Annotated in this window: 18 protein-coding genes; 9 read left to right on the top strand and 9 right to left on the bottom strand. The window is 44.3% G+C overall.

Going from position 1 to position 22,999, the window contains the following annotated elements; all coding sequences use genetic code 11:
- Nucleotides 1–59: 59 nt before the first annotated feature.
- The gene (locus AC1DUD_RS27185) at nucleotides 60–818 is read right to left on the bottom strand and encodes a UDP-2,3-diacylglucosamine diphosphatase (protein ID WP_477380393.1); all 759 of its coding nucleotides are present in this window, start codon (nucleotides 816–818) and stop codon (nucleotides 60–62) included.
- A gap of 116 nt (nucleotides 819–934) precedes the next feature.
- On the opposite strand from AC1DUD_RS27185, the gene AC1DUD_RS27180 reads away from it, so the two are divergent.
- Together AC1DUD_RS27180 and AC1DUD_RS27175 are read left to right on the top strand one after the other, a co-directional pair.
- Entirely contained in the window at nucleotides 935–1,177 is a 243-nt protein-coding gene (locus AC1DUD_RS27180) for a hypothetical protein (RefSeq protein ID WP_477380391.1), read from the top strand.
- A gap of 11 nt (nucleotides 1,178–1,188) precedes the next feature.
- Entirely contained in the window at nucleotides 1,189–1,539 is a 351-nt protein-coding gene (locus AC1DUD_RS27175) for a hypothetical protein (RefSeq protein ID WP_477380389.1), read from the top strand.
- A gap of 133 nt (nucleotides 1,540–1,672) precedes the next feature.
- Here AC1DUD_RS27175 and AC1DUD_RS27170 read toward each other — a convergent pair whose 3' ends face one another.
- On the bottom strand, nucleotides 1,673–2,428 hold the full coding sequence (locus AC1DUD_RS27170) for a hypothetical protein (protein ID WP_477380387.1): 756 nt from the start codon (nucleotides 2,426–2,428) through the stop codon (nucleotides 1,673–1,675).
- 342 nt (nucleotides 2,429–2,770) lie between these two features.
- Here AC1DUD_RS27170 and AC1DUD_RS27165 point away from each other — a divergent pair, with 342 nt between their 5' ends.
- From AC1DUD_RS27165 to AC1DUD_RS27145, 5 genes are all read left to right on the top strand, one after another.
- Nucleotides 2,771–4,891: a prolyl oligopeptidase family serine peptidase gene (locus tag AC1DUD_RS27165; RefSeq protein ID WP_477380385.1), complete on the top strand. Its 2,121-nt coding sequence runs from the start codon at nucleotides 2,771–2,773 to the stop codon at nucleotides 4,889–4,891.
- Nucleotides 4,892–4,983: 92 nt separating this feature from the next.
- Nucleotides 4,984–6,168: a DmpA family aminopeptidase gene (locus tag AC1DUD_RS27160; RefSeq protein ID WP_477380383.1), complete on the top strand. Its 1,185-nt coding sequence runs from the start codon at nucleotides 4,984–4,986 to the stop codon at nucleotides 6,166–6,168.
- A 13-nt stretch (nucleotides 6,169–6,181) separates the two neighbouring features.
- The gene (locus tag AC1DUD_RS27155) at nucleotides 6,182–6,955 is read left to right on the top strand and encodes a GDSL-type esterase/lipase family protein (RefSeq protein ID WP_477380381.1); all 774 of its coding nucleotides are present in this window, start codon (nucleotides 6,182–6,184) and stop codon (nucleotides 6,953–6,955) included.
- A gap of 6 nt (nucleotides 6,956–6,961) precedes the next feature.
- A complete protein-coding gene (locus AC1DUD_RS27150; RefSeq protein WP_477380379.1) occupies nucleotides 6,962–7,816 on the top strand; it encodes a hypothetical protein in 855 nt (284 codons plus the stop codon).
- 96 nt (nucleotides 7,817–7,912) lie between these two features.
- Nucleotides 7,913–8,104, top strand: coding sequence for a hypothetical protein (locus AC1DUD_RS27145; protein WP_477380377.1), 192 nt, complete (start codon nucleotides 7,913–7,915; stop codon nucleotides 8,102–8,104).
- Nucleotides 8,105–8,119: 15 nt separating this feature from the next.
- Here the strand turns inward: AC1DUD_RS27145 and AC1DUD_RS27140 are convergent, their stop codons facing one another.
- The 7 genes from AC1DUD_RS27140 to pdhA form a co-directional block, all read right to left on the bottom strand.
- Entirely contained in the window at nucleotides 8,120–13,471 is a 5,352-nt protein-coding gene (locus AC1DUD_RS27140; protein ID WP_477380375.1) for an Ig-like domain-containing protein, read from the bottom strand.
- 354 nt (nucleotides 13,472–13,825) lie between these two features.
- Nucleotides 13,826–14,608, bottom strand: a complete 783-nt coding sequence (gene trpC, locus AC1DUD_RS27135) for an indole-3-glycerol phosphate synthase TrpC (protein ID WP_477380373.1) — start codon at nucleotides 14,606–14,608, stop codon at nucleotides 13,826–13,828.
- 186 nt (nucleotides 14,609–14,794) lie between these two features.
- Complete coding sequence (locus AC1DUD_RS27130) at nucleotides 14,795–15,367, bottom strand: anthranilate synthase component II (RefSeq protein WP_477380371.1); 573 nt, start codon at nucleotides 15,365–15,367, stop codon at nucleotides 14,795–14,797.
- Nucleotides 15,368–15,413: 46 nt separating this feature from the next.
- On the bottom strand, nucleotides 15,414–16,823 hold the full coding sequence (locus AC1DUD_RS27125; protein ID WP_477380369.1) for an anthranilate synthase component I family protein: 1,410 nt from the start codon (nucleotides 16,821–16,823) through the stop codon (nucleotides 15,414–15,416).
- A gap of 247 nt (nucleotides 16,824–17,070) precedes the next feature.
- The gene (locus tag AC1DUD_RS27120; protein ID WP_477380367.1) at nucleotides 17,071–17,496 is read right to left on the bottom strand and encodes a cytochrome B; all 426 of its coding nucleotides are present in this window, start codon (nucleotides 17,494–17,496) and stop codon (nucleotides 17,071–17,073) included.
- A gap of 380 nt (nucleotides 17,497–17,876) precedes the next feature.
- Nucleotides 17,877–19,535 (bottom strand): 2-oxo acid dehydrogenase subunit E2, encoded by a 1,659-nt coding sequence (locus AC1DUD_RS27115; RefSeq protein WP_477380365.1) that lies wholly within the window; start codon nucleotides 19,533–19,535, stop codon nucleotides 17,877–17,879.
- 118 nt (nucleotides 19,536–19,653) lie between these two features.
- A complete protein-coding gene (gene pdhA / locus AC1DUD_RS27110; protein WP_477380363.1) occupies nucleotides 19,654–20,649 on the bottom strand; it encodes a pyruvate dehydrogenase (acetyl-transferring) E1 component subunit alpha in 996 nt (331 codons plus the stop codon).
- A 467-nt stretch (nucleotides 20,650–21,116) separates the two neighbouring features.
- Here pdhA and AC1DUD_RS27105 point away from each other — a divergent pair, with 467 nt between their 5' ends.
- Both AC1DUD_RS27105 and AC1DUD_RS27100 read left to right on the top strand, forming a co-directional pair.
- Nucleotides 21,117–21,722 carry a C40 family peptidase gene (locus AC1DUD_RS27105; RefSeq protein WP_477380361.1) on the top strand — a complete coding sequence of 202 codons (606 nt, stop codon included), beginning with the start codon at nucleotides 21,117–21,119 and terminating at the stop codon, nucleotides 21,720–21,722.
- A 63-nt stretch (nucleotides 21,723–21,785) separates the two neighbouring features.
- Complete coding sequence (locus AC1DUD_RS27100; RefSeq protein WP_477380359.1) at nucleotides 21,786–22,928, top strand: CapA family protein; 1,143 nt, start codon at nucleotides 21,786–21,788, stop codon at nucleotides 22,926–22,928.
- Nucleotides 22,929–22,999 lie beyond the last annotated feature (71 nt).

Here is a 22,999-nt window from a genome sequence, read left to right as displayed (position 1 = left end):
TACACACGCCAACCGTTACTGAACTCAACGGCGGTTAACTGCTTTAAAATAGCCGGGCGCTATTCAGCAGTCTTCTCGAAATATTTCAACTTCAGCTCCCTGCCATCGAAAACGGCGTAGGAAAACTGCGAGATCCATTCGCCAAGGTTGACATAACGGCTTTGCGGCGTTAATTTGATATCGAGCGGAACATGGCGGTGCCCAAAAACAAGGTAATCGTAAAAGTTGGATTTCAGTTCTTCGCGGCAAAAACTCACCAGCCACTCCTGTTCTCCAGGTTTGGGGCTCTCTTTTTTTTCATTGGTATCGCGGCTATGGCGGCTCCACTTATTGGCTATGCCTACACCAAGATTTGGATGGATCCGTGCAAACAGCCATTGGCAAAACCTGCTTCTGAAAAACCCTTTTAAGAACTTGTAAAAGCTATCACCGGGGCCAAGTCCATCTCCATGGTGAATAAAGAACTTTTTGCCGCCCCTTTCAATTTTTAGTTCATTGCTGATGATGGTAGCGCCAAATTCCTCTACAAAATAATCAAACATCCACATATCATGATTACCTTTAAACAGGTAAAGCTTTACACCTGCATCGGCAAGTTCGGCAAGCTTGCCTAAAAAACGGATATATCCCCTGGGCACTACCGATTTGTATTCAAACCAAAAGTCAAAAACATCGCCAACCAGGAACACTTCGGCAGCGTCATACTTAATGCTATCGAGCCAGCGCACTATCTTGTCTTCGCGTTGGCGGCTTGAGGCGTATGTTCCCGTACCTAAATGAAAATCAGAAGCAAAATAGAGTTTGTCGCGAACCGGCATATCCGGCAAAAATACGTTTTAACAGCCAAACAGAAAAGATAAAGATTGTTACACAATAACCACAAAACAACGGCGTACCTTAGTGGTTATTCACAATACACTAAAACATTAAAATTATGGCAATCCCCGAAAACCCAAATCTTGATGACGCCCAGGAAAACAAAGATCCGGGTAACGAATTTGAGCAAAATGAAGGCCAGGATACCGGCAACGAAATAATTGACAACAGTGAGCCGGACATAGCCGGATTGAATGCCGCCAGCCGCGCATCCGAATCATCATTCACTTTAAACTTTGAGGATGGTTATGCCCCGGCACCGGATAAAAAGGATGATGACCAGCAATCATTAAAACACTGATATATTACACAATGAAAAAACTATTACTGCCGGTATTGATCCTTGTCGCTTTTGCAGGCAAAGCGTTGGCACAACAGCCTAAAGGCTTTACCGTAGCTGATTTCAAGAACAATATAGGCAAAGTGGGTACTTTGTGTGATACTGTTTACTCCTATAAAGCTGTAAGTGATACGCTTACCTTGTTAAATATGGGTGCGGCTTATCCAAGGCAAAAATATACCATAGCTGTAAAAGGGAATCAAATAAAGCTTGACCTATCCAGCATAAAAGGTAAGCATGTGTGTGCAACCGGCACATTTGAATTTTTTAAAGGCCAGCCCGAAATTGTGGCCGATAAACCGGAACAGATTACGGTTAATTGATAACTTTTACCAAACATCCATAAACAGAAAAAGCAGATCGTTGATCTGCTTTTTCTGTTTATGGATGAGAATATTCTATTCGGAATCAATACTTGCCTTAAGCTTTTTCCATTCCGACCTTTAGCTTTTATAATTAAAATGCTTTATATAGGCCAAATACTATCTGACCTTCAGTAATTGGCTGCTTGGTTACCAAACGGCCAACATTTAACGTGCGACCAGTTGTTGTTACATCATATCCCGGTGATTTAACGTAGTTTCCTTTAAGAGATAGCCCCCAACCGGCGCCCATATCAAACCTTATTGCCGCGCTGCCGCCATATGCAAAAGCATAGCCCTTGGAGCTTGCCTGGCTAATACTGCCAGTTTGTGCATCAACGCCGGTAACGGTTATGGTTAATAGTGGCGAAGTCTGGCTTTTTATAGCGCCTGCCGATGCCCTTACATCAAACGATAAGCTGCGCCATACAAAAGTATATTGCGGGCCTACCAACAGGTTAAAGCTGCGATACCGTTTATCAGCTGTTACAGTGCCTTGATCTGCTTTAAAATCGGTAGTATAGCCCTGCGATAATATCAGGTCGTCATCATATGAAAAATTGCTTTGGTCCTGGTATGAAAAGGTGTAGCCAATCCCAAAATTTCTGTGGATATAATATGCTCCATCAAGCTGAAAGGTAACGCCCCTGTTTGCAAAACCTGATTTATTGTTACTGTAGTCTGCTTTTGCAAAATCTCCCAGTGCATAGGAAATCCCCATACTTAAACCTACATAAGGTTTAAGTTTTACTTTGGTTTCATCATCTTTATCGTTGGTATCCTGAGCTTTTGAAGTAAATGCCAGCAGCATTAAAAGGCCTGCTGTAAAAAAAGTAAGGGTTTGTTTCATCTTTGTTATTATGTAACTGTATTACCGTAAGTTTTGCCTTGCATACTTTGCTGCAAAGCAAACGTGTAAAAAAACGCATTATTATTGATACTTATGTACTGCCCCGGCCCGGTTTCGGACTAAAAATCACGGCAGTAACCATCTGTAAAAAATTAAGGAATTAATTGTTAGTTATTTGCGCTTCCCTTACCGCAGTTTTTTTACGCCGCTAATATAGCCCGCAACGGCCAATTAAACAGCAACCAGCTGCAAAATTAACAACTTTTAACCTTTTGAAGGGCGTTAGCTTTATGGCAATGTGCTCTAAATGGCTATCTTTAGTTGCCTGTAATTTAAACTACCATGACAAAAACGTTCTGTTTATTAGCATTAGCTGTTTTATTTTGCAGCTATACACATGCACAAATGACTATAAAAACACTCCCATATCCCAAAGCAAAAAAAGTTGATGTTGTTGATTCCTATTTCGACACCCAGGTACCCGACCCTTACCGCTGGCTTGAGCATGACCATGCCGATGATACCAAGGCCTGGGTGCAGGAGGAAAATAAGGTAACGTTCAACTATCTCGACCAAATCCCTTACCGCGCCGAAATACATAAACGCCTGGAATTTTTATGGAACTATGAAAAGTACAGCGCTCCTTTTAAGGAGGGTAAATACATCTATTTTTATAAAAATGATGGCTTGCAAAGTCAAAATGTATTGTACCGTCAGTTGGGTGATAACGGCACACCCGAGGTTTTCCTTGATCCCAATAAATTTTCTGCCGATGGTACTACATCATTGCAAGGCATCGAGTTTACCAAAAACGGCGAACTGGCAGCTTACCAGATCTCTGAAGGCGGCTCAGACTGGCGCAAGGTCATCGTTATCAACACCGAAGATAAAAGTGTTGTTGGCGATACCCTGAAAGACGTAAAGTTCAGCGGGCTGGCATGGCACGGTACCGACGGTTTTTATTACAGCAGTTATGATAAACCAACCGAGGGCAGCCAGCTTTCGGGTATGACACAGTTTCATAAGCTTTACTATCACAAGTTAGGTACACCTCAAAGTACTGATAAGTTGATCTTTGGCGGTGATAAAACACCCCGTCGTTACATAGGCGCTTACCTTACCGAAGATGAACGCTTTTTGGTGGTCACCGCTGCTACCTCAACAACCGGTAATGAACTTTATATCCAGGATTTAAGTAAACCTGGCAGCCAGATCATCAACATTGTGAACAACTTTGATAACCAGCACAGTGTTTTAGACAATGTGGGGAGTAAGCTTTATATCCTCACCAACATTTACTCACCCAATTTTAAGATTGTTACGGTTGATGCAGCCGAACCCGGCATTACCCATTGGAAGAATCTGATCCCTGAAACTAAAAATGTACTAAGCGCCACTACCGGTGGCGGAAAAATATTTGCTGAATACCTGCAGGATGCAACTTCGCTCATCAAACAATACAATATGGACGGCAAGCTTGAACGTACTATTCAGCTGCCCTCAATCGGTTCGGCTTCAGGCTTTGGTACAAAGAAGGAGGAAAAGGTAACTTATTATACTTTTACCAATTATATCTACCCGCCTACCATTTTTAAGCTTGATATCGAAACCGGTAATTCGGTGGTCTATAAAAAATCGGGGGCAAAGTTTGATCCTGAACAGTACGAATCAAAGCAGGTGTTTTATACCTCAAAGGATAAAACTAAGGTGCCGATGATCATCACCTATAAAAAAGGGACGGTACTTAACGGACAAAACCCAACATTGCTGTATGCTTACGGAGGTTTCGGCGTTAGTTTAACCCCGGCTTTCAGTACATCAAACATCATATTGCTTGAACACGGCGGCATTTATGCTGTACCTAACCTTCGCGGCGGTGGCGAATATGGTGAAACCTGGCACCGCAAAGGCATCAAACTAAAAAAACAAAATGTGTTTGACGATTTCATAGCCGCAGCCGAATACCTCATCAAAAACAAATACACTTCTAAAGATTATCTCGCTGTTTCGGGAGGCTCGAACGGAGGCTTGCTTATTGGCGCCATGTTAACCCAGCGCCCCGACTTGTTTAAAGTGGCTTTCCCTGCCGTAGGAGTGCTGGATATGCTGAGGTATAATAAATTTACTGCCGGGGCCGGCTGGAGCTATGACTACGGTACCGCCGAAGATTCGGAACAGATGTTTAAATATCTTTATAACTATTCGCCTTACCATGCCCTTAAACCGGGCGTTTATCCGGCTACCATGATTACAACTGCTGATCATGACGATCGTGTAGTACCTGCCCACTCCTTCAAGTTTGCAGCGCGTTTGCAGGAATACCAACAGGGCGCAGCCCCAACGCTTATCCGTATTGAAACCAATGCCGGGCACGGTGCAGGGCAAAGTACAGCACAGCTTATAAACGGCCAGGTTGATAAATGGGCTTTCATGTTCTGGAATATAGGGGTTAAATGGCAATGATGTAATTTGCCAATTGCACAGGGTCATTTATGGTTAGGGGGGCTTAAAACTAAAATATTGTGGATATATTTAATTAACCAAATCCATCACCCATGATACGCTTCAAAAACCTCCGCTATTTTAGTACCTCTATGTTCCTGCTTTTTGCAATATGCGCATTTGCTCAAAAGCCCCGGGCACGGGATATCGGTATCCCTTTTGAAGGCACCCCCGGCAAGTACAATGCTATTACCGATGTGCAGGGCGTTGAAGTTGGTTACAGTACAATTATTTCCGGATCGGGGAAAAACATAATTGGTAAAGGGCCTGTACGTACCGGGGTTACGGCTATTTTTCCAAATGGTAAGGTTAGCCACCATCCGGTTTTTGCTAATTGGTATACCTTAAATGGCAACGGTGAAATGACAGGTACCACCTGGTTAACGGAATCGGGCTTTTTGGAAACCCCTGTCATGATCACCAATACTAACAGTGTAGGCGTGGTCCGCGATGCGGTATTAAAGTGGTTTGTAAATACAAACTGGTACGGCAACGAAAAATATTGGTATACCTATCCTGTAGTAGCCGAAACTTATGACGGCGGGCTGAATGATATTTACGGTTTCCAGGTTAAAGAAAGCAACGCGTTTGATGCACTGGACAATGCTGCTTCCGGTGCTATAAAAGAGGGAAATGTAGGCGGCGGCACCGGGATGATGTGCCTGGGGTTTAAAGGCGGTACAGGTACGGCATCAAGGGTTGTTACAATAAATGATAAAACCTATACTTTAGGGGTATTAGTACAATCAAACTTTGGCAGAAAGAAGAACCTTACCATAGCAGGAGTGCCGGTTGGCCGGGAGTTAAAAGACACCCTGAATTATGAGATGAAAGCCCCGCCGCAATCAAAACACCAGGAAGGCGATGGCAGTATCATTGTTATACTCGCTACAGACGCACCTTTGTTGCCACATCAATTAAAGCGGCTTTCGGAGCGGGTTGCTTTAGGTGTAGGAAAAGTAGGCGGCCGCGGAGAAAATGGTTCCGGTGATATTTTTCTTGCATTTTCAACGGCTAATCCGGATGCTTTTAGCCGAACAGGCAGTACCCGGGTTGAAATGCTTGCAAATGACCAGATCAATCCGCTGTATGAGGCCACGGTACAATCTGTTGAAGAAGCTATTATCAATGCCATGGTTGCCGCCGATACCATGGAAGGCATTAATGGCAACAAGGCTTATGCCCTGCCGCATGATGCCGTAATACGGGTGTTAAAAAAATACAACATTGTAAAATGATTTTATAAACCACATGAAAAAACGGCTTCTATTCATTGTTATTCTGTTTTCAATTAATCAGGCCTTTGCACAGCATAAAAGGTCCAGTGTCAACATCATATTCATAGGTAACAGCATAACCCAGGGCGCACAACTGGCCAATGCAGCAACCGAAGCCCCGCCCGCAACAGCAGCCGCTTATCTACAAAAACAAAAGAATCTGGATACGGTAAACTTCAGTAACCAGGGGCACAGCGGTTATACCACGCTTGATTTTTTGCCCGGCACCGGTACTTTTACCAAAGTTGAAGAAGCAGCGAATGGATTTACCAATAAGGATGCATTGCTGATATTTTCGATAAAGCTTGGCACAAATGACAGCGCCATACACGGGCCGCACGGAGCACCGGTATCGCCCGAAGATTATCAAAAAAACTTAAAGACGATAGTTGATAAATTATTAGCCGATTTCCCGAGAGCGATCATTATTTTCCAGCATCCGCTATGGTATAGCCCTAATACATATAACGGGGCAAAATATTTGCAGGAAGGCCTGAGCCGGCTGCAAAGCTATGTACCGATGATAGATGAGCTTGTAAAAACCTATACCGCTACAAACCCTAAGCAGGTTTTTGTTGGCGATACCAAAGCGTTCGCCTATTTTGAAAAAAATCATTTAACTGATCTGATTCCAGAAAACGGTAAGCAAGGCACATTTTACCTCCACCCTAATAAAAAGGGAGCTGAGGCTTTAGGCAAGTTTTGGGGAATGGCTATCAACAAAATAGTGAAGCGAAATTTTAAATAACGAGTAATGAATAGCACTGCACACATCAACGTCTGTTTTTTTACAGTAGTGGTGTGCTTAGTCATCTGCTCGTGTAAATCGCCCGTAAAGCAATTGGCCCAGGCTGATATTAGCTATAGTGCTGTGGCCAAACTTAAAAGCATTGCTTATACCGATACCGCATTTAAAGTGATCCATGTTTTTGTTGCCTTGTGCGACAATAAATACCAGGGGATAGTACCGGTGCCGCCTGCTATTGGAAACGGCCAGGACCCTGAAACCAATTTATATTGGGGATGTGATAACGGCGTGCGCACTTATTTTAAAAAAAGTAAAGACTGGCAACTGCTTAAAAAGCAAAAGGGAGCCTCAATAATATTGGAAAGGCTCATCTTCAGGCATCGTACAAAAAGGATTTACTTAGTAGCCGACGCATGGGACGGGCAGGCTATTGAAAAAACTACCGAAGATTTTCTGTTCAGTTGCGCGGGCCAATTAAAAGATACCATACATTACAACAGGCAGGTCATAGGTATTAATGGCAATGCACAATTGCTTGCTTATATTGGCCATGACGGCCTCATGGATTTCAGGCTGCCCAATGAATTTAAAAACACAGACCACAAAACCCGAGACTGCATTATTTTGGCCTGCACCAGCAAAAAATATTTTAACAGTTTTATTACTGCTACCCAAACCAATGCCCTGCTTTGGACAACCGGGCTCATGTGTCCCGAAGCTTATACACTTCATGATGCAGTAACAGGCTATATCAATAACGAGTCGAAAGCAAGTATTCGGAACCGGGCAATTGCGGCCTATGTAAAATATCAAAAATGCAGCACTCAGGCAGCTGCAAATTTGTTAGTTAACAGCCAATAAAAAGGGGCCAGAATCGAAATAGGATTGTTTTGTTCATTCCGTTCAGTTTGCCTTAATCATTAACATAAAATACAAGCTATGCTTAATTTTATGTTAATGAAATATTTACTGCTTTATATCCCTTTAATCCTGTTCATCATATCATACGGCTATAGCCGCAGATACTACCGATTTATTGACAATGGCCGTGCATCCGAAATCGTGCAGGCTAACCAAAGGGCAAAACAGTTCATGAATATGGCTGTGTTTTCGTTTGTGACACTTTTAATAATATTAAAACTACTTTAAACACGGCAGCGTTCGTTATCTTAAAATCACCACGTAACCTGATAAAACAACATTATTCATCTTCGTATTTACTACATAGTAGTAGGTGCCGGAAGGAGCCTGTTTTCCCTGATAAGTGCCATCCCATGGCTTAGGATATCCAACAGAATGAAATAATGGCTGCCCGTAACGGTTATAAACATCAACTGTACTGTTTTCATATGCTACAAGGCCTTTAATTTCCCAGTAATCATTTATCCCATCGCCATTAGGGGTAAAGGTATTACTGATGTTTATCACCGGCGAAACTTTAACGGCAACCTGGCTAAAGTTAACACAGCCGTTTGATTTATCAGTGATCTTAAGCTGGTAAGTGATATCCTGATCGCCGGTTACAACCGGATTCTTAACAGTAGTGTTATCTAAACCTGTGGCCGGTGTCCATTCGTAGGTTGCGTTTTCGCTGCCTACCACAGGATTTAAGGTGATGGTATGATCTTTTAAAACATATCTCGTATCTCCGGCGGCATCAGCCTGCACTGTTGGGGGCGGAACAAAATTAATGGTGATATCATCAGTAGGCGTATGACAATCATCGGCCTGCGTTGCGGTAAGCGTTAATTTAACCGAGCCTTTGGCAATATCAATAGGATCAGGCTGAAAGGTTGGATTAAGCACATTATCCGAAGGGATAAACTTACCTAAGCCCGATGCTGAAGTCCATTTTACGGTAGTGCCTGAAAATACCTGCCCGGTTAATGCTACCATTGGATTTTGGTTACAAACATTGTCAATGCTTGCCGGCCCGGCATCGGCGCCAGGGTTTGGTGCAAAGGTGATTGTAACATCTTTGTGTACCGCTGCGCAATCATTACCTGTTGATGTAAGGGTTAATTTAACCGATCCTGCAGCCCTGTCTGCTGCTGATGGAAAGTATTGTGTTGTGGGATCATCAAGCTTAGCGAAAGTCCCCCCTGCGCCGCCACTCCAGATCCCGGTCCTGCTAACACTGCCTTCAAGTTGTATGAACGGAACACTAATACATTCTGAATGTGAGGGGCCCGCGTCAACAATTGGGATACTGTTTACCACAACCGGTATGGGACTTGGCTCACCCGGGCAGCCGTTTACCACCAAAGATAATTGATAGGTGCCCGCATTGGCGGCTGTAGCGTTTGGAATAGTTGTGCTTGGGCTCTGAGTTTCCGAGCTGTAATTATTGGGGCCGGTCCACAAATATGTCACGGTACCTGCTATGGGCTGGGTTTGCAGCACAATGTCACTGCCCTCACAAACGGGGGTGTTACTATGCCCGTCTATCCTTAGTGTTTGGGGCTTTACAAATATCGTATATTTAACGGGGGTGCCCGGACAGCCAAATGCTACCGGCGTTATGGTATATGGAACCTGAATAATGTTTGTCGTAGTGTTAACCAGCGTCTCATTGATAGGGTTTGCCGTTTGATCGGTAACCGCGGCATTGCTGATACCAGGCACAACCGGCCGGCTCCATAAATAAGTGGCCGAGGATATATTTGATGTTAAAGTTAGTCCCAGTGGCGTGTTATTACATGCCGGGGATGAGAGTGGTGTATTGGTGATCAATACCGCCGGATTAACTGTTACCTTAAGTGGATACGATACTCCCGGACAGTCGCCGGTTTTAAAATTAAACATGTAGGTAACTTCAATAGGAGCATCAGTGGTATTGTAAAGTACCTCTTTTATAACGGGTGCTGCCTGGCCTGTTATAGTAGCATTGGTGATACCTGGAACAGCTTCCCGGCTCCAGGTAAAGCTGGTTGCCGGAGTGTTAAATTGAACCTGGTAATTGGTACTTGTGCCATTACAAACCGGGTCGGGCTGAGCGCTTGTAACAACAGGGGTAGCATTTACCTTTACTATGTATTGAAACACAGGCCCGGGGCAACCATTTAAATATGGTGTTATATTATAAGTTACATCAACAGCAGTACCATTGGGATTGGTGTTGATAAGGGTTTCGGTAATTGAGCTCGTTGTTTGGCCGGTAGCGGCAGGGTTGCTTATATTGGCAACAGCATTACGGTCCCATGAAAAAGTTGTACCGGGCTGGTCGGCTGTCATTGTATAATTTAGCGCGGTACCACTACATACAACGTCGTTGGCGCCACTTGTTATTTTCGGAGCAGGTGTAACCACTACATCAACTTTGGTGCGCTCACTGATACAGTCATTAACCTTAGTTTCTACATAATAACTTCTGTTGATAGTTATCGGAGCTGTAGCGAAAGGATTACCCTGTTTTACAGGGGTTCCTCCAACAGGAACATTATACCATATATAAGTTCCCGTTGAGCCGCTCGCGGTAAGTATCGCGGATTGCCCTTCGCAAACGGTTACTTTGTTATCTGTGTTAACGGTTGGCGCTGTTGGAGGAGGCACTGCCTGAACCAGTACAGGAGTACGCGCGCTGGTAATACCACCTACAGTTGTTGCAACGTAGTAAGTAATGTCATTAAGTATTGGTGGGGTAGTAAATATAGGGCCGGTTTTAAGCGCTGTGCCACCTGTAGCATCGCTGTACCAGCGGTATGTTCCGCCCGGCGCAGTGGCTATAAGGGTAGCGGTACTGCCCACACAAACAGGTTTACCTGATGCAGTAGGCGCGGCGGGCACCGGATTTATAGTTATGGTAACTGTGCTTGATTTTGAACCGCAAGGGCCGGCAGGATCATCTGAGGTTAGCGTAAGTATAGCTACTGTCTCGCCTGCCGCAGGAGTGTAAACAGCGTTCTTGAGTGTGGCATCAGAAAATGTACCCGCACCGCCCGTCCATTTCACTGCTGTATTTCCGCTACCGGCCAACTGCACCGGAACACCCTGTGGTTTGGTTTGATTAGGCCCGGCAGAAATGGTAACTTTATTATAAATAGTTATAGTACCGGTGGCAACACTTGACGGACATCCGCTGCTTGCGGCTATGGTATTGGTTATGGTATATGTTCCCGGCTGACTGTTTGCCAGATCTATCTCACCAGTACTTACATTTTTAAACTTCAAGTTGCCCGATGGTTCGCTGAAAATACCGGCGCTGGCCCCTGTCAGAAATACAGGCAGCGGATTTTTTACATCATTACAGATCGGGCTATTATATGAAAAATTGGCATCGGGTGATGTTACAATGGATATGCTTTGGCTGGCTGCTCCTGCGCATGTGCCTCCAAACGTGAAAACAACCGTGTATTTTCCTAATGCGCTTGCAGCTACATTGATCTCGCCGGTAGTGTTGCTTACAAAAACAAGCCCTGCAGGTGTTGCTGAGAAAGTGCCTCCGGCCGGATTATAAATAGTTGGCGTAACATTGCTTCCCGAAGTACAAATAGTACCCGATGGATATCTGAATTGGGGATCAATGATGGAAGTTATCGATACTGTAAAAGCAGTACGCGTACTAATACATGAACCATTGACAGCTTCGGCGTAAAAAATTGTTTGAGTGAATAAGGGATTGGTAGTATAAGTGTTGCCCGTATGTACCGGCGTACCGCCGGTGGCATCGGTATACCACCGAATTGTTTCACCCGAAGCCGGAACGCTTAAAGTAGCCGGCTGGCCAGGGCATACGGTTGCTGTTCCATTAACGGCAGGCGCAGCAGGAGGTGGATTTACCTGCACGGTTACTGCAACGCGCGGACTGCCACAGCCATTGGCCGTACTTTGCACATAATACGTTGCATTTGCTGTTAGCTCAGGTGTAACATAGGTATTACCGGTTATTAAAAGATTACCGCCTGTGGGCTGGTCGTACCATTCATAATCATCGGGTGAGCCGGTTGCTGTAAGCGTGGCCGAAGTGCCGGAACATGCTGTTGTTCCCGGCGCTGTAGGAACAGGGATAGCGTCAAGTACCGTTACTGTAATTGCTGATCTGTCACTTATACATGTCCCTACAGTTGTCTGAACGTAATAAGTAGTGGTAGCTGTTAAAGCCGGTGTTGTAAACGTATTGCCCGAAAATAAAGCATTGCCGCCGGTTGCAGCAGTAAACCACTGAAAAGTTCCGGCCTGCGCAGACGTTGCTGTTAAAGAAGCCGAAGAGCCATTACAGATCACAGGCCCGTCGGGCACAACCGGAGCATCCGGGGCTGGGTTAACAATAACTGTTACCGGAGTACGACCGCTCGTACAGCTGCCGGTAGTATGCTCAACATAGTAAGTTGTATTACTTGTTAAAACGGGGGTTTGGAAAACATTACTTGTGCTTATTGGCGTGCCGCCGGTTGCTGCCGTATACCAGGCATAGGTTCCGGTGGGCGATGACTCGGCAGTTAAGTTAGCGCGGGTGCCATAACATGTAGCCGGCGATTGCGAAGGTGGGGCCGCCGGTATTGGCGTTACAGATACCGGTACTGCTATACGGTTACTTGTACAATCGCCTACCCGTGTTTGCACATAGTAGGTTATCGGTGACGTAAGTGCCGGCGTTGTATAATCCGGACTTGAAATTAGTGGCGTTCCTCCCGACGGCACATCATACCATTCCACTACGCCCGATGCATCAGCGTGTAAGTTGATAGAGGACCCTGAACAAACACTGTTATTAGCAGGGGTCACTACCGGAACAGCAGGCGGGGCATTTATCCTGGCAACTACAGGTATAGCGGAACTGGCACAGCCGTTAGTTACGGTAAAAAGATAATAAGTAGCATTTGCAAATAAAACAGGCGTTATAAAAGTAGCATCATTGCTTAACGGAGTACCTGTGCCCGAAGCGTTGGCGTACCATGCGTAACTATTAGCGCCCGAAGCCTTTAATGTTGCCGAAGAACCGTAGCACACGGGATCTGACTGCACGCTTGGCCCGCCGGTTACAAAAACAGTAACGGAGCTTCTTGTACTGGTACAACTTCCTACAGTTGTTTCTACATAAAAGATTGTAGCCTGTGTAATTGGACCTGTTACATATGGATTACCGGTGAACAGGAAATTGCCGTTAGCATCATACCATTGGTAAGTACCCCCGGGTGCTGTCGCTGTCAATGTTGCTGATGTGTTGGAGCAAACAGCCTGGTTCGCAACTGTAGGCGGATTAGGAGATGCTATGGCAGCAACCTGAAAAGTTGCAGCCTTTGGCTGGCAACCTGGAGTTTTATCACTTACGGTAACCGTATAGGTACCTGCCTTATTTACTGCGATAGATGCTGTATTTTCGCCGGTGTTCCAGATATAGGTAAAAGGGCCCGTACCACCAGTTACATTGGCGGTTAATGTTACATTTTTTCCCGAACAAATAGTACTTGATGGTGAGGATATAGTTACGTTTAGTGTACAAGTTTGACTATACCCGGCAAATGAAATGAGGATCAGCAGGAATAGTACAAGTAACGGCTTATTAATGTTCTTCATAAGTCTCTTTATACTCAATAAATGTGGCTGCAAGCGGCTCATTTTTAACGACTCCCCTTATTGAGCACAGTTTTAAGATTGGCAGATAATTACATTAATTAATACCAACCTGGTAATGATGTGTGCCTTTTTACGTAAAATACTAAAAATATGTTCGATAAAACATGAACAAAATGAACAATGACGCCAGGGTGAAAGTATTTCTTTTACTGGTTAAAAAAATGCCCGGTTAGGAAATAACCGGGCATCAAAACAAATTTCAATAGTGTATTTTGTACAATCAGGTTGAACAACCTGATAATCATTTTACGGCAGGCAATATTGTACTGTATTTGGAGAGATAGGCGGCACGCTTTATAACAAAGCTACAAAATCACGCATAGCCTGCCCGGGGTCCTGCTGTTTCATGAAAGTTTCGCCGATAAGGAAACCGTTAAAACCTTCCAGTTTAAGATGGCGGATAGTTTCCGAATCGCTGATGGCACTTTCCGAGATCTTCATAAACTCGGCGGGAATATGTTTAGCTAGTTTATATGAAGTTTCTACCGACACTGTAAAATCTGCCAGGTTACGGTTGTTTACGCCAATTGCATCCAGGTTAGGGTTGATGCTGCGTTCCAGTTCTTCCAGGTTATGTACCTCAAGCAATACATTTAAGCCTAAACTTTTAGCCAGTTTAGCCATGGTGTCAATTTCGGCAGGAGTTAATATAGCGGCTATCAATAAAATGATATCAGCACCTAACGACTTGGCTTCTATCACCTGGTACTCATCAATCATAAAATCTTTGCGCAATACAGGAATGCTGTTTACCGAACGGGCTTTCAACAGGTCGGCTTTGCGGCCCATGAAAAAGTTACGGTCGGTCAATACAGAAAGCGCAGAAGCGCCCGCAGCGGCATAGTCTGTGGTAACGGCACTAACCCTCACCTTATCGTTAATAATGCCTTTTGAAGGCGATTTACGTTTAAATTCGGCTATGATACCGGTACGTGCCGGATCAAGCAGAAACTCTTTGAAGGAGTGGGTATCCCGGTGAAAATGTTCCGACTCTTCAAGTACAGTATACGATGTACGTTTTTTTGCCGAAGCAACTTCTCTTTTTTTATTGGCAACTATTTTATCAAGTATGGTCATTGTGGCCCTATTTTTAAAATCTGTCATGTTGAGCGATAGCTCTGTCTCCTCAGGGTCTCTCGCAGAGGACCCTGAGGTTCACTACACGCATAGCGTAGACCTCAGGGTCCTCTGCGAGAGACCCTGATGGGACGTTTTAACAATTGTATTAGCTTATTTTTTCAAAGTTATCATTATTCCTTAAAACTAAGCCTTTAGCCAGTTTTGCATCATCTCCTTACCATAATCCGTAAGGATAGATTCCGGATGGAATTGCACGCCCCATACGTCATACTGTTTATGCTTAAGCGCCATGATGGAATTGTCGGCCTCATCAATAGCAGTAACCTGCAATGAATCGGGCAGATCATTACCGCTTACCACCCATGAGTGATAACGTCCAACTTTAAAGCTTTCGGGCAAGCCGGCAAAAAGTCCCTCTCCATCATCAGTAACTTTTATAGGCGTGGCTATACCATGCATAGGCTGGTTAAGGTTATACAAGCTGCCGCCAAAGGCTTCAGCAATGGCCTGCTGACCGAGGCATACGCCAAATATGCTTTTTGTGGGCGCATACTTTTCTATCACATCCAGCAGCAAACCAGCCTCAGAAGGGATGCCCGGCCCCGGCGAAAGGATGATCTTATCAAAAGCATCCACATCTTCAATTGCAAACTGATCATTCCTCCAAACCTCGCACTCCAAGCCAAGTTCATTAACCAAATGCACCAGGTTGTAGGTAAAGGAATCGTAATTATCTATTATTAAAATATTTTTCATGTCCGTTTTCTTAAAATTCAACTAACCTCTTATCTCCAATCACTAATTACAACTCCTCCGCCAACTCAAAGGCCTTTCTTAAGGCCGAGATCTTAGTATCAACCTCTCGTAGTTCGCTTTCAGGTATGGAACCGGCTACTATACCTGCACCTGCCTGGTAATGCAGCGTATTGTTTTTGCTCAAAAACGAGCGGATCATAATGGCATGGTTAAAGTCCCCGTTAAAGCCAAGGAAACCAATTGCGCCACTATAAAAGCTGCGTTTGATGTTTTCGTTTTCGTCGATGATCTCCATGGCGCGGTATTTTGGTGCGCCACTTAAGGTTCCGGCGGGATAGGTATCTGCCACTACCTTAAATGCCGATACACCGGGCTTAAGCTTGCCGCTAACGTGCGATACCAGGTGGATGAGGTGTGAATAGTATTGAACCTCTTTAAACGCTTTAACGGTCACGTTTTCGCAATGACGGCTCAGGTCATTACGAGCCAGGTCAACCAGCATTACGTGTTCTGCCGACTCTTTGGGGTCATTTTCCAGGTTACGGGCGATCTCTGCATCCCTCTCATCATCGCCGCTGCGTTTAAAGGTACCGGCTATCGGGAATATATTGGCTACGTTATTTTTAATAGTGATCTGCGCCTCGGGTGATGAACCGAAGATCCTGAAATCGCCGAAATCAAAATAAAACAGGTATGGCGATGGGTTGATGGAGCGCAAGGCTCGGTAAACGTTAAATTCATCGCCAAGGAAAGTACGTGAAAATGCTCTTGAAGGCACTATCTGGAAAACATCACCCCGGTAAATATGCTGCTTCATTTTCTCCACTATAGCAATAAACTCATCGCCGGTAAGGTTCGATTTTTCATCGCCATTGCTTTTGAAGCTGTATTCGGGAAAGTTTTTGTTTTTGATGAGGTATTCCAGTTTCTCGATACCACCATTGGTTGGCGCGCCCTCGGGCTGGTTATGGAAAATGTAAAGCTCGTTCTTAAAGTGATCGATAGCGATGATGTACCTGTAAACATGGTACTGCATTACCGGGATTTTACGATCGGTATTGTCGCTTTGCTTCAGTTTGATGGTTTCATAATGTTCAACGGCCTCATGAGTAAAATAGCCGAACAAGCCATTGGTGATCATTTTCAGCGGCAGCGAATCGGTTTCAAAACTACCGATGAAACTATTGATCTGCTCAATAAGATCAAACGTGCCGGGCTCATGTGTTTCATGGCTGCCATCCGGGTATTGCTTTTTCAGCACGCCATTGTTCAGCACAATGCCACTCAGCGGCTCGCAGCAAATGTAGCTGGTGCTGTTTTCACGACTGTGATAGTCGGAACTTTCCAGCAGCAGCGAGTTGGGGAATACATCGCGCAGGCGAAGGTAAATGCTAACCGGTGTGGTGGTATCGGCCAGCAGCTTTTTATAAGTGGTAGTAATCTTAAATGTGCTCATCTTATTTTTTTAAATATCTTAAAACAAAAAAACCCGGCGAATTGGGGTCGCCGGGTTTCCTATTTAGGTTCACAATTGATTAGGTTTCTCTGATCAAAAAGCGCAAGCCGGCTGCCAATTTAATTGGTGCCACCAGCTGTTTGTATGTATGTTTTTGATCATCGTGGTCACAAATTTATAAAGAAATTTGAATTGTCAAATTTTTTATGAAATTATTTATTTGCTAAATCCTATTAGCTACGTAGAATTACTGTGGAATAAGCACAATACCCACCGCAATAAGCACAATCCCTATCAAATAAAAGATGGCGATGGCTTTATGCTTAGCCTCAGGCAGCGTAGCTTTCTTCGATTTGCTATGCCCGATAGTGATAAGAGCGATGGCAATGAGCATGATCACCCAGTGCTCAACCGTAAAATAACGGGTGATAGGATTTTTCATAGTATCCTTGCTAAACTGCACCATCGGACTGATAAAAAACAGGATGATGCCCAGCAGGAATTGTGTATGTACCGAGATCATGGCAAACAGGTTAAGCTTGCGGTTGCCCTCACCATAAGGTCTTTTACCCAACCAGCCCATAAAAGCACGCACGAGGGCCAGCAATACCAATACAATAACAATGTACCTGAAACCGGAATGAAATTCCTTAAAAAAGCTATAAAGTGTCATACATCAAAATTTGCCGTGAATATACACATATAGGTCATTGAAGTCATTAGGTCATTGTATCATTTTTTGCAGATAAAGACTTCCGTTAACAGAACCATGCCATACTGCCGGGGGTTTAGCGCAGCGTAACCCGTGGTTCAGCATAATTGAAGTTTTCAACTTCAGTCTTGCTTAAGTTGCACACCTTCACGGTTTATACGGTCGTTAAACCCGCGGCCGGAGATATTTGAAGGGGGCTTAAGTTGAAAACTTAAGCTGTTTTACACCACGGGTTACGCTATCGCTAAACCCGCGGCAGTTTTCTAAAACAAAAAAAGCGATGAGCCTAAACCCATCGCTTTTCATTTTATCTTTCGGACTTCCGACTAAAGACTTCCGACTTATATCAATAGCCTTACAGGCTCTTCTAATAATTGTTTTAACGTTTGCAGATAGGCTGCAGCTGAAGCTCCGTCAACCACGCGGTGGTCGGCGCTCAGGGTAACCTTCATGATGTTACCTGGTACTACGGCACCGTTTTTAACAACCGGCACAGCCTGGATCCCGCTTACTGCAAGGATACATGCGTTAGGGGTATTAATGATGGCAGTAAACTCGTCAACACCAAACATACCAAGGTTGGAGATGGTGAAAGTTGAGCCTTCCATTTCATTTGGCTGTAGTTTTTTAGCTTTTGCTTTACCGGCAAACTCTTTCACTTCAACCGAAATGTGGCTTAATGACTTGCCATCAGCAAATTTGATAACCGGAACCAGCAAACCTTCGTCAACAGCTACAGCAACGCCGATGTGAACATGCTCGCTGGTGCGGATCTTATCACCTAAGAATGATGAGTTAATTGCAGGGTGCTGCCTTAAGGCAACGGCGCAAGCTTTAACAACAAAATCATTAAATGAAATTTTAACCGGGGCAATCTCATTCATACGGGTACGGGCAGCAATAGCCTGATCCATATCAATGGTCATGGTTACATAGAAATGCGGCGCAGTGAACAAGCTTTCGCTTAAGCGGCGACTAATAGCTTTACGCATTTGAGTAACCGGCCTTTCGCTGAATTTCTCTTCGCCTGTAAAGGTTGGTAATACGATAGGTGCTTTTGCAGCAGCGGCCGGAGCGGCGGCAGGTGCAGCCTCAGTAGCTGGAGCCGCAGCCGCTGGTTTAGCAGATGGTGTATATTCCTCAACATCCTTTTTAATGATCCGGCCGCCATCGGCACTGCCTTTTACATCATTGAGGTTGATGCCTTTATCTTTAGCTATTTTACGCGCAAGCGGTGACGCTTTTACGCGGCTGTCATCAGAAGATGAGCTTTCAGTAGCAGAAGCAGTTGCTTCAGCAGCCTCAGTTTTAGTTTCGGCAGCAGGCGCAGCTTCAGCAGCAGGGGCCGAACCATCATCCTGTAATAAAGGAGTAATGTCAGTGCCTTCTTTACCAACAATGGCAATAATGCCATTTACTTGTGCGGCTTCGCCTTCTTTTACACCTATATATAATAAGGTGCCGGCTTCATAGCCCACAACTTCCATGGTAGCTTTATCGGTAGCCACATCTGCCAGTGAATCATCAGCGTTTACTTTATCGCCAACTTTAAAGTTCCATTTTTCGATGGTGCCTTCGGTCATGGTATCGCTCAGCAATGGCATACGGATCACCGTAGCCGGGATGCTTGACAGATCAACCTTTGGTGCGGCTGGTGCCGGAGTAGCGGCAGGTGCTTTATCAGCAGCAGGTGCTGCTTCTTTGGCCGGTTCTGCAGCAGCGCCGCTGCCAGCCTGATCAAGTAAGGATTTGTAATCTTCGCCTTCTTTACCTAAAACGGCAATTACAGAATCAACCGGGGCAGCAGCGCCTTCCTGTATACCGATGTACAGCAATACGCCATCCTGGTACGATTCAAAATCCATGGTAGCTTTATCGGTTTCAATCTCGGCCAGTACATCGCCCGATTTAACCTTATCGCCAACTTTTTTATGCCATTTCGCCAATACCCCTTCGGTCATGGTATCGCTCATTTTAGGCATTTTTACTACTTCGGCCATATATTGATAGTATTATAAATTCTGTATAAATATAGTTAGTTCTTTGTCGAAAGTCGGAAGTTCAAAGTTTAAAGTCAAAAAACTTAATACTCATGACTATCGACTGATGACTTAAAACTTAGTCCCTGATATAAGGGTAATCTTCCTGAACATATACATCAGTATACAATTCTGAAGCATCAGGCCATGGCGACTCTTCGGCAAATTTAACCGCCTCATCAACAATAGCTTTGATCTTAGCATCCATTTCATCAAACCATGCTTCATCGGCATATTTTTCAGTAAGGATGGCTTGTTTGGTAACCTCAAGAGGATCTTTCGCCTTGTAGCTTTCCAGCTCCTCTTTAGTACGATACTTTTGCGGATCGGACATGGAGTGACCTTTAAAGCGGTAAGTACGCATTTCAAGGAAAGTTGGGCCTTCACCCGCACGTGCACGCTGAACGGCTTCGTCCATTGCTACGTGTACAGCAGCCGGGTCCATACCATCAACCGCTGATGAAGGGATACCATAAGGCAAACCTAATTTATAAATATCAGTTTGCGCGGTAGTACGCTCAACTGAAGTACCCATGGCATAACCATTGTTTTCGCAAACAAAAATTACAGGTAACTTCCAAAGCGCAGCCATGTTAAAAGTTTCGGTAAGCGCGCCCTGGCGTACCGCACCATCGCCCATATAGGCAATGTTTACAAACTCGGTGCCTTTATATTTTTCAGCAAAAGCGATACCGGCACCTAGTGGTACCTGGCCGCCCACGATGCCGTGGCCACCATAAAAATGTTTTTCCTTATCAAACATGTGCATAGAACCACCTTTGCCTTTTGAGCATCCTGTAGCTTTACCATACATCTCGGCCATAATGGCGTTTGGAGTTACACCTTTAGCAAGCGCGTGAGCATGATCGCGATACGCAGTGATCATACTGTCTTCAGGTTTAATTACAGACATAGCTCCGGCTAAAACAGCCTCCTGCCCAATATACAGGTGGCAAAAGCCCCTGATTTTTTGTTGTCCATATAACTGTCCTGTTTTTTCTTCGAACCTACGCATCAACAGCATCTGTTCGTACCACATCAGGTAGGTGTCCTTGTTTATTTCGATTGAACTCATGTATTAAACAACCTTTTTGGAGTAAAGCGCAAATCTAATTATATCCTGCAAAATATCGAAGCCTCAAGTAAATTGTTGCAAAATTTTATTTGGTGGCCTTCAGCGGCACCTTACGTCAACAAATCAATGCCTTATAAGTTTGGCACAGCTGATCCGGCTAAAATAAAACTTAAAAAAGTACACCTACAGGCAATAAATTATCGTTTTGTGAAGTTTAAGAAGGGTTGTTTTTATCCAAAAGCTAAAAAAAGCGCTCAAATAATTACAACCAAATTACATTGATACACGTACAAAAGCCTGTTTATTAAATAAATGTGTAATAAAAAGCACTTTTTTATATTTTTTGAAAAATAAGCAACATTTATTTGCAATTTTAAAAAATATAAATAGTTTTGTAGAGCACGATAGACATAGTGTCTGATTTAATAAACAATTTGTTGTCCTAACTCAACAAACAAACTGATTAAATGAAGAAATTTGCCCTGGCTATTGCCTTACTTTTCATAGTCGTAGCTTCACAAGCTCAAACCAAAAGTGCCCCCGGCACCGGTGAAGACAACAAAGACGACCAGGAAAGCTTAGGTAAAGCATACTTTTCCCAAATTATGGGAGTTGCTTTATCTACTACCTCAAACATGAAACTCTTTCACTTTGTTTACGATTGGATTGGTACCCCTTATCACTTTGGCGGAAGCTCAAGAAGAGGTATTGATTGCTCAGCATTCACCAAAGAATTGTATAGCGAAGTTTTTAACCTTGATATTAAACGTAACTCACGCGATATTTTCAGCATGGTTAACCCTGTTGGTAAAGATGAGTTAAAAGAAGGTGATTTGGTTTTCTTTAAGATCCATAGCCGCAGCATCTCGCATGTAGGTATTTACTTAGGCAACAACAAATTTGCTCATGCTTCATCAAGAGGTGTAGCTATCAGCAGTCTTGACGATGCTTACTACAGCCGTTTCTTTTATAAAGGCGGCAGGTTGTTAGCTTCGTTTAAAGATGAGTTTAAAGGTTCGGCCTCCACGGGTAACAACGATATGGGCGACGACGTAGACGAAAGCAAGAACTAAACGATTTTGAAATAAATAAACTAATTTGGTCCCTTCATTTTCAATGAGGGGATTTTTTTTATAATGAGATTTTTATTGCTTACAGCAGCCAGCCTGGCGCTGTTTTTACAGGCGTGTAACCACCCGCCAAATAAAAAACAAGTGCTGGCCCCTGTTCCCAAACCTAAACCCGATACCACAACAGCCGCAGCCGTTGTTCAGCATGATTCATCCATATCCATAGCAGCTGTTGGTGATATGATGCTCGGAACTTCCTACCCCAATAATTACACCCTGCCACCCGACAGCGCCAAAAATAGTTTTAATGTTATTGCCGGTGAATTAAGAAATGCCGATGTAACTTTCGGAAATCTTGAAGGTAGTTTGCTTGATGGCGGTAGTCCTGCCCACTATAAGTTACATCAAAAAAGCAAAGCATACCTGTTCAGGATGCCAACAGCCTATGCAAGCGTTTTTAAAGACGCCGGTTTTGATGTACTTAGCCTGGCCAATAACCACATTGGCGACTTTGGCGATACCGGGCGCGTAAGTACTACCCGTGTATTGGATAGCATAGGTATTAATTATGGTGGACTGCTTAGCCACCCCTCCACTGTATTTGAACGCAATGGTATTAAATATGGCTTTTGCGCCTTTGCCCCTAATGCCAATACCTTACCAATCCTTGATCTTAAAAACGCCAGCCGCATTATCAGTGAGTTGAAACAACGCTGCGATATCCTTATCGTATCTTTTCATGGCGGCGGCGAGGGTGTAGCCTATGGGCATGTGCCCTTTGCTATGGAATCATTCGTCAGCGAGAAACGTGGCGATGTAAATGCTTTTGCCCATAATGCGATTGATGCAGGTGCTGATATCATATTGGGGAACGGCCCGCATGTGAGCCGGGCAATGGAGGTTTATAAGAACCGGTTGATCGCTTACAGTCTCGGTAACTTTTGCACTTATAAAAGTGTGAGTGTAGCCGGTGTTTGCGGCCTTGCCCCCTTACTAAAAGTGAAGCTGAACAAAAAGGGGGAGTTTTTGAATGGCCGTATTATATCCCTAAGGCAGGCGCATGATAAAGGTTTGGAGCTGGATACACTTAACAGGGCTGCCATCCGGATCAGGGAACTAACCGAGGCCGATTTTCCCAATGCCGGATTACTGATATCCGATACCGGCGAGATCAGTCTTAACCCTGTTATTCAAAGCGAGAGCCTTTAAATAGCAAAGTAGGGTAGGAATTGAGCGCAGTATTAACTCACCCCGACATCGCTGCGCTTGTCACCCCTCTC

Source organism: Mucilaginibacter sp. P4_A11 (assembly GCF_056402535.1).
The sequence above is the reverse complement of the archived record's forward strand: the minus strand, read 5'-3'. Positions and strand labels throughout refer to the sequence as shown.

Bases quoted from the DNA above. Each gene is read 5' to 3' on its own strand.
- AC1DUD_RS27175 (WP_477380389.1), top strand. From the start codon at position 1,189: ATGAAAAAACTATTACTGCCGGTATTGATCCTTGTCGCTTTTGCAGGC.
- AC1DUD_RS27160 (WP_477380383.1), top strand. From the start codon at position 4,984: ATGATACGCTTCAAAAACCTCCGCTATTTTAGTACCTCTATGTTCCTG.
- AC1DUD_RS27120 (WP_477380367.1), bottom strand. From the start codon at position 17,496: ATGACACTTTATAGCTTTTTTAAGGAATTTCATTCCGGTTTCAGGTAC.
- trpC (WP_477380373.1), bottom strand. From the start codon at position 14,608: ATGACCATACTTGATAAAATAGTTGCCAATAAAAAAAGAGAAGTTGCT.
- AC1DUD_RS27145 (WP_477380377.1), top strand. From the start codon at position 7,913: ATGAAATATTTACTGCTTTATATCCCTTTAATCCTGTTCATCATATCA.
- pdhA (WP_477380363.1), bottom strand. From the start codon at position 20,649: ATGAGTTCAATCGAAATAAACAAGGACACCTACCTGATGTGGTACGAA.
- AC1DUD_RS27185 (WP_477380393.1), bottom strand. From the start codon at position 818: ATGCCGGTTCGCGACAAACTCTATTTTGCTTCTGATTTTCATTTAGGT.
- AC1DUD_RS27155 (WP_477380381.1), top strand. From the start codon at position 6,182: ATGAAAAAACGGCTTCTATTCATTGTTATTCTGTTTTCAATTAATCAG.
- AC1DUD_RS27130 (WP_477380371.1), bottom strand. From the start codon at position 15,367: ATGAAAAATATTTTAATAATAGATAATTACGATTCCTTTACCTACAAC.
- AC1DUD_RS27125 (WP_477380369.1), bottom strand. From the start codon at position 16,823: ATGAGCACATTTAAGATTACTACCACTTATAAAAAGCTGCTGGCCGAT.
- AC1DUD_RS27100 (WP_477380359.1), top strand. From the start codon at position 21,786: ATGAGATTTTTATTGCTTACAGCAGCCAGCCTGGCGCTGTTTTTACAG.
- AC1DUD_RS27165 (WP_477380385.1), top strand. From the start codon at position 2,771: ATGACAAAAACGTTCTGTTTATTAGCATTAGCTGTTTTATTTTGCAGC.
- AC1DUD_RS27140 (WP_477380375.1), bottom strand. From the start codon at position 13,471: ATGAAGAACATTAATAAGCCGTTACTTGTACTATTCCTGCTGATCCTC.
- AC1DUD_RS27105 (WP_477380361.1), top strand. From the start codon at position 21,117: ATGAAGAAATTTGCCCTGGCTATTGCCTTACTTTTCATAGTCGTAGCT.
- AC1DUD_RS27180 (WP_477380391.1), top strand. From the start codon at position 935: ATGGCAATCCCCGAAAACCCAAATCTTGATGACGCCCAGGAAAACAAA.
- AC1DUD_RS27150 (WP_477380379.1), top strand. From the start codon at position 6,962: ATGAATAGCACTGCACACATCAACGTCTGTTTTTTTACAGTAGTGGTG.
- AC1DUD_RS27170 (WP_477380387.1), bottom strand. From the start codon at position 2,428: ATGAAACAAACCCTTACTTTTTTTACAGCAGGCCTTTTAATGCTGCTG.
- AC1DUD_RS27115 (WP_477380365.1), bottom strand. From the start codon at position 19,535: ATGGCCGAAGTAGTAAAAATGCCTAAAATGAGCGATACCATGACCGAA.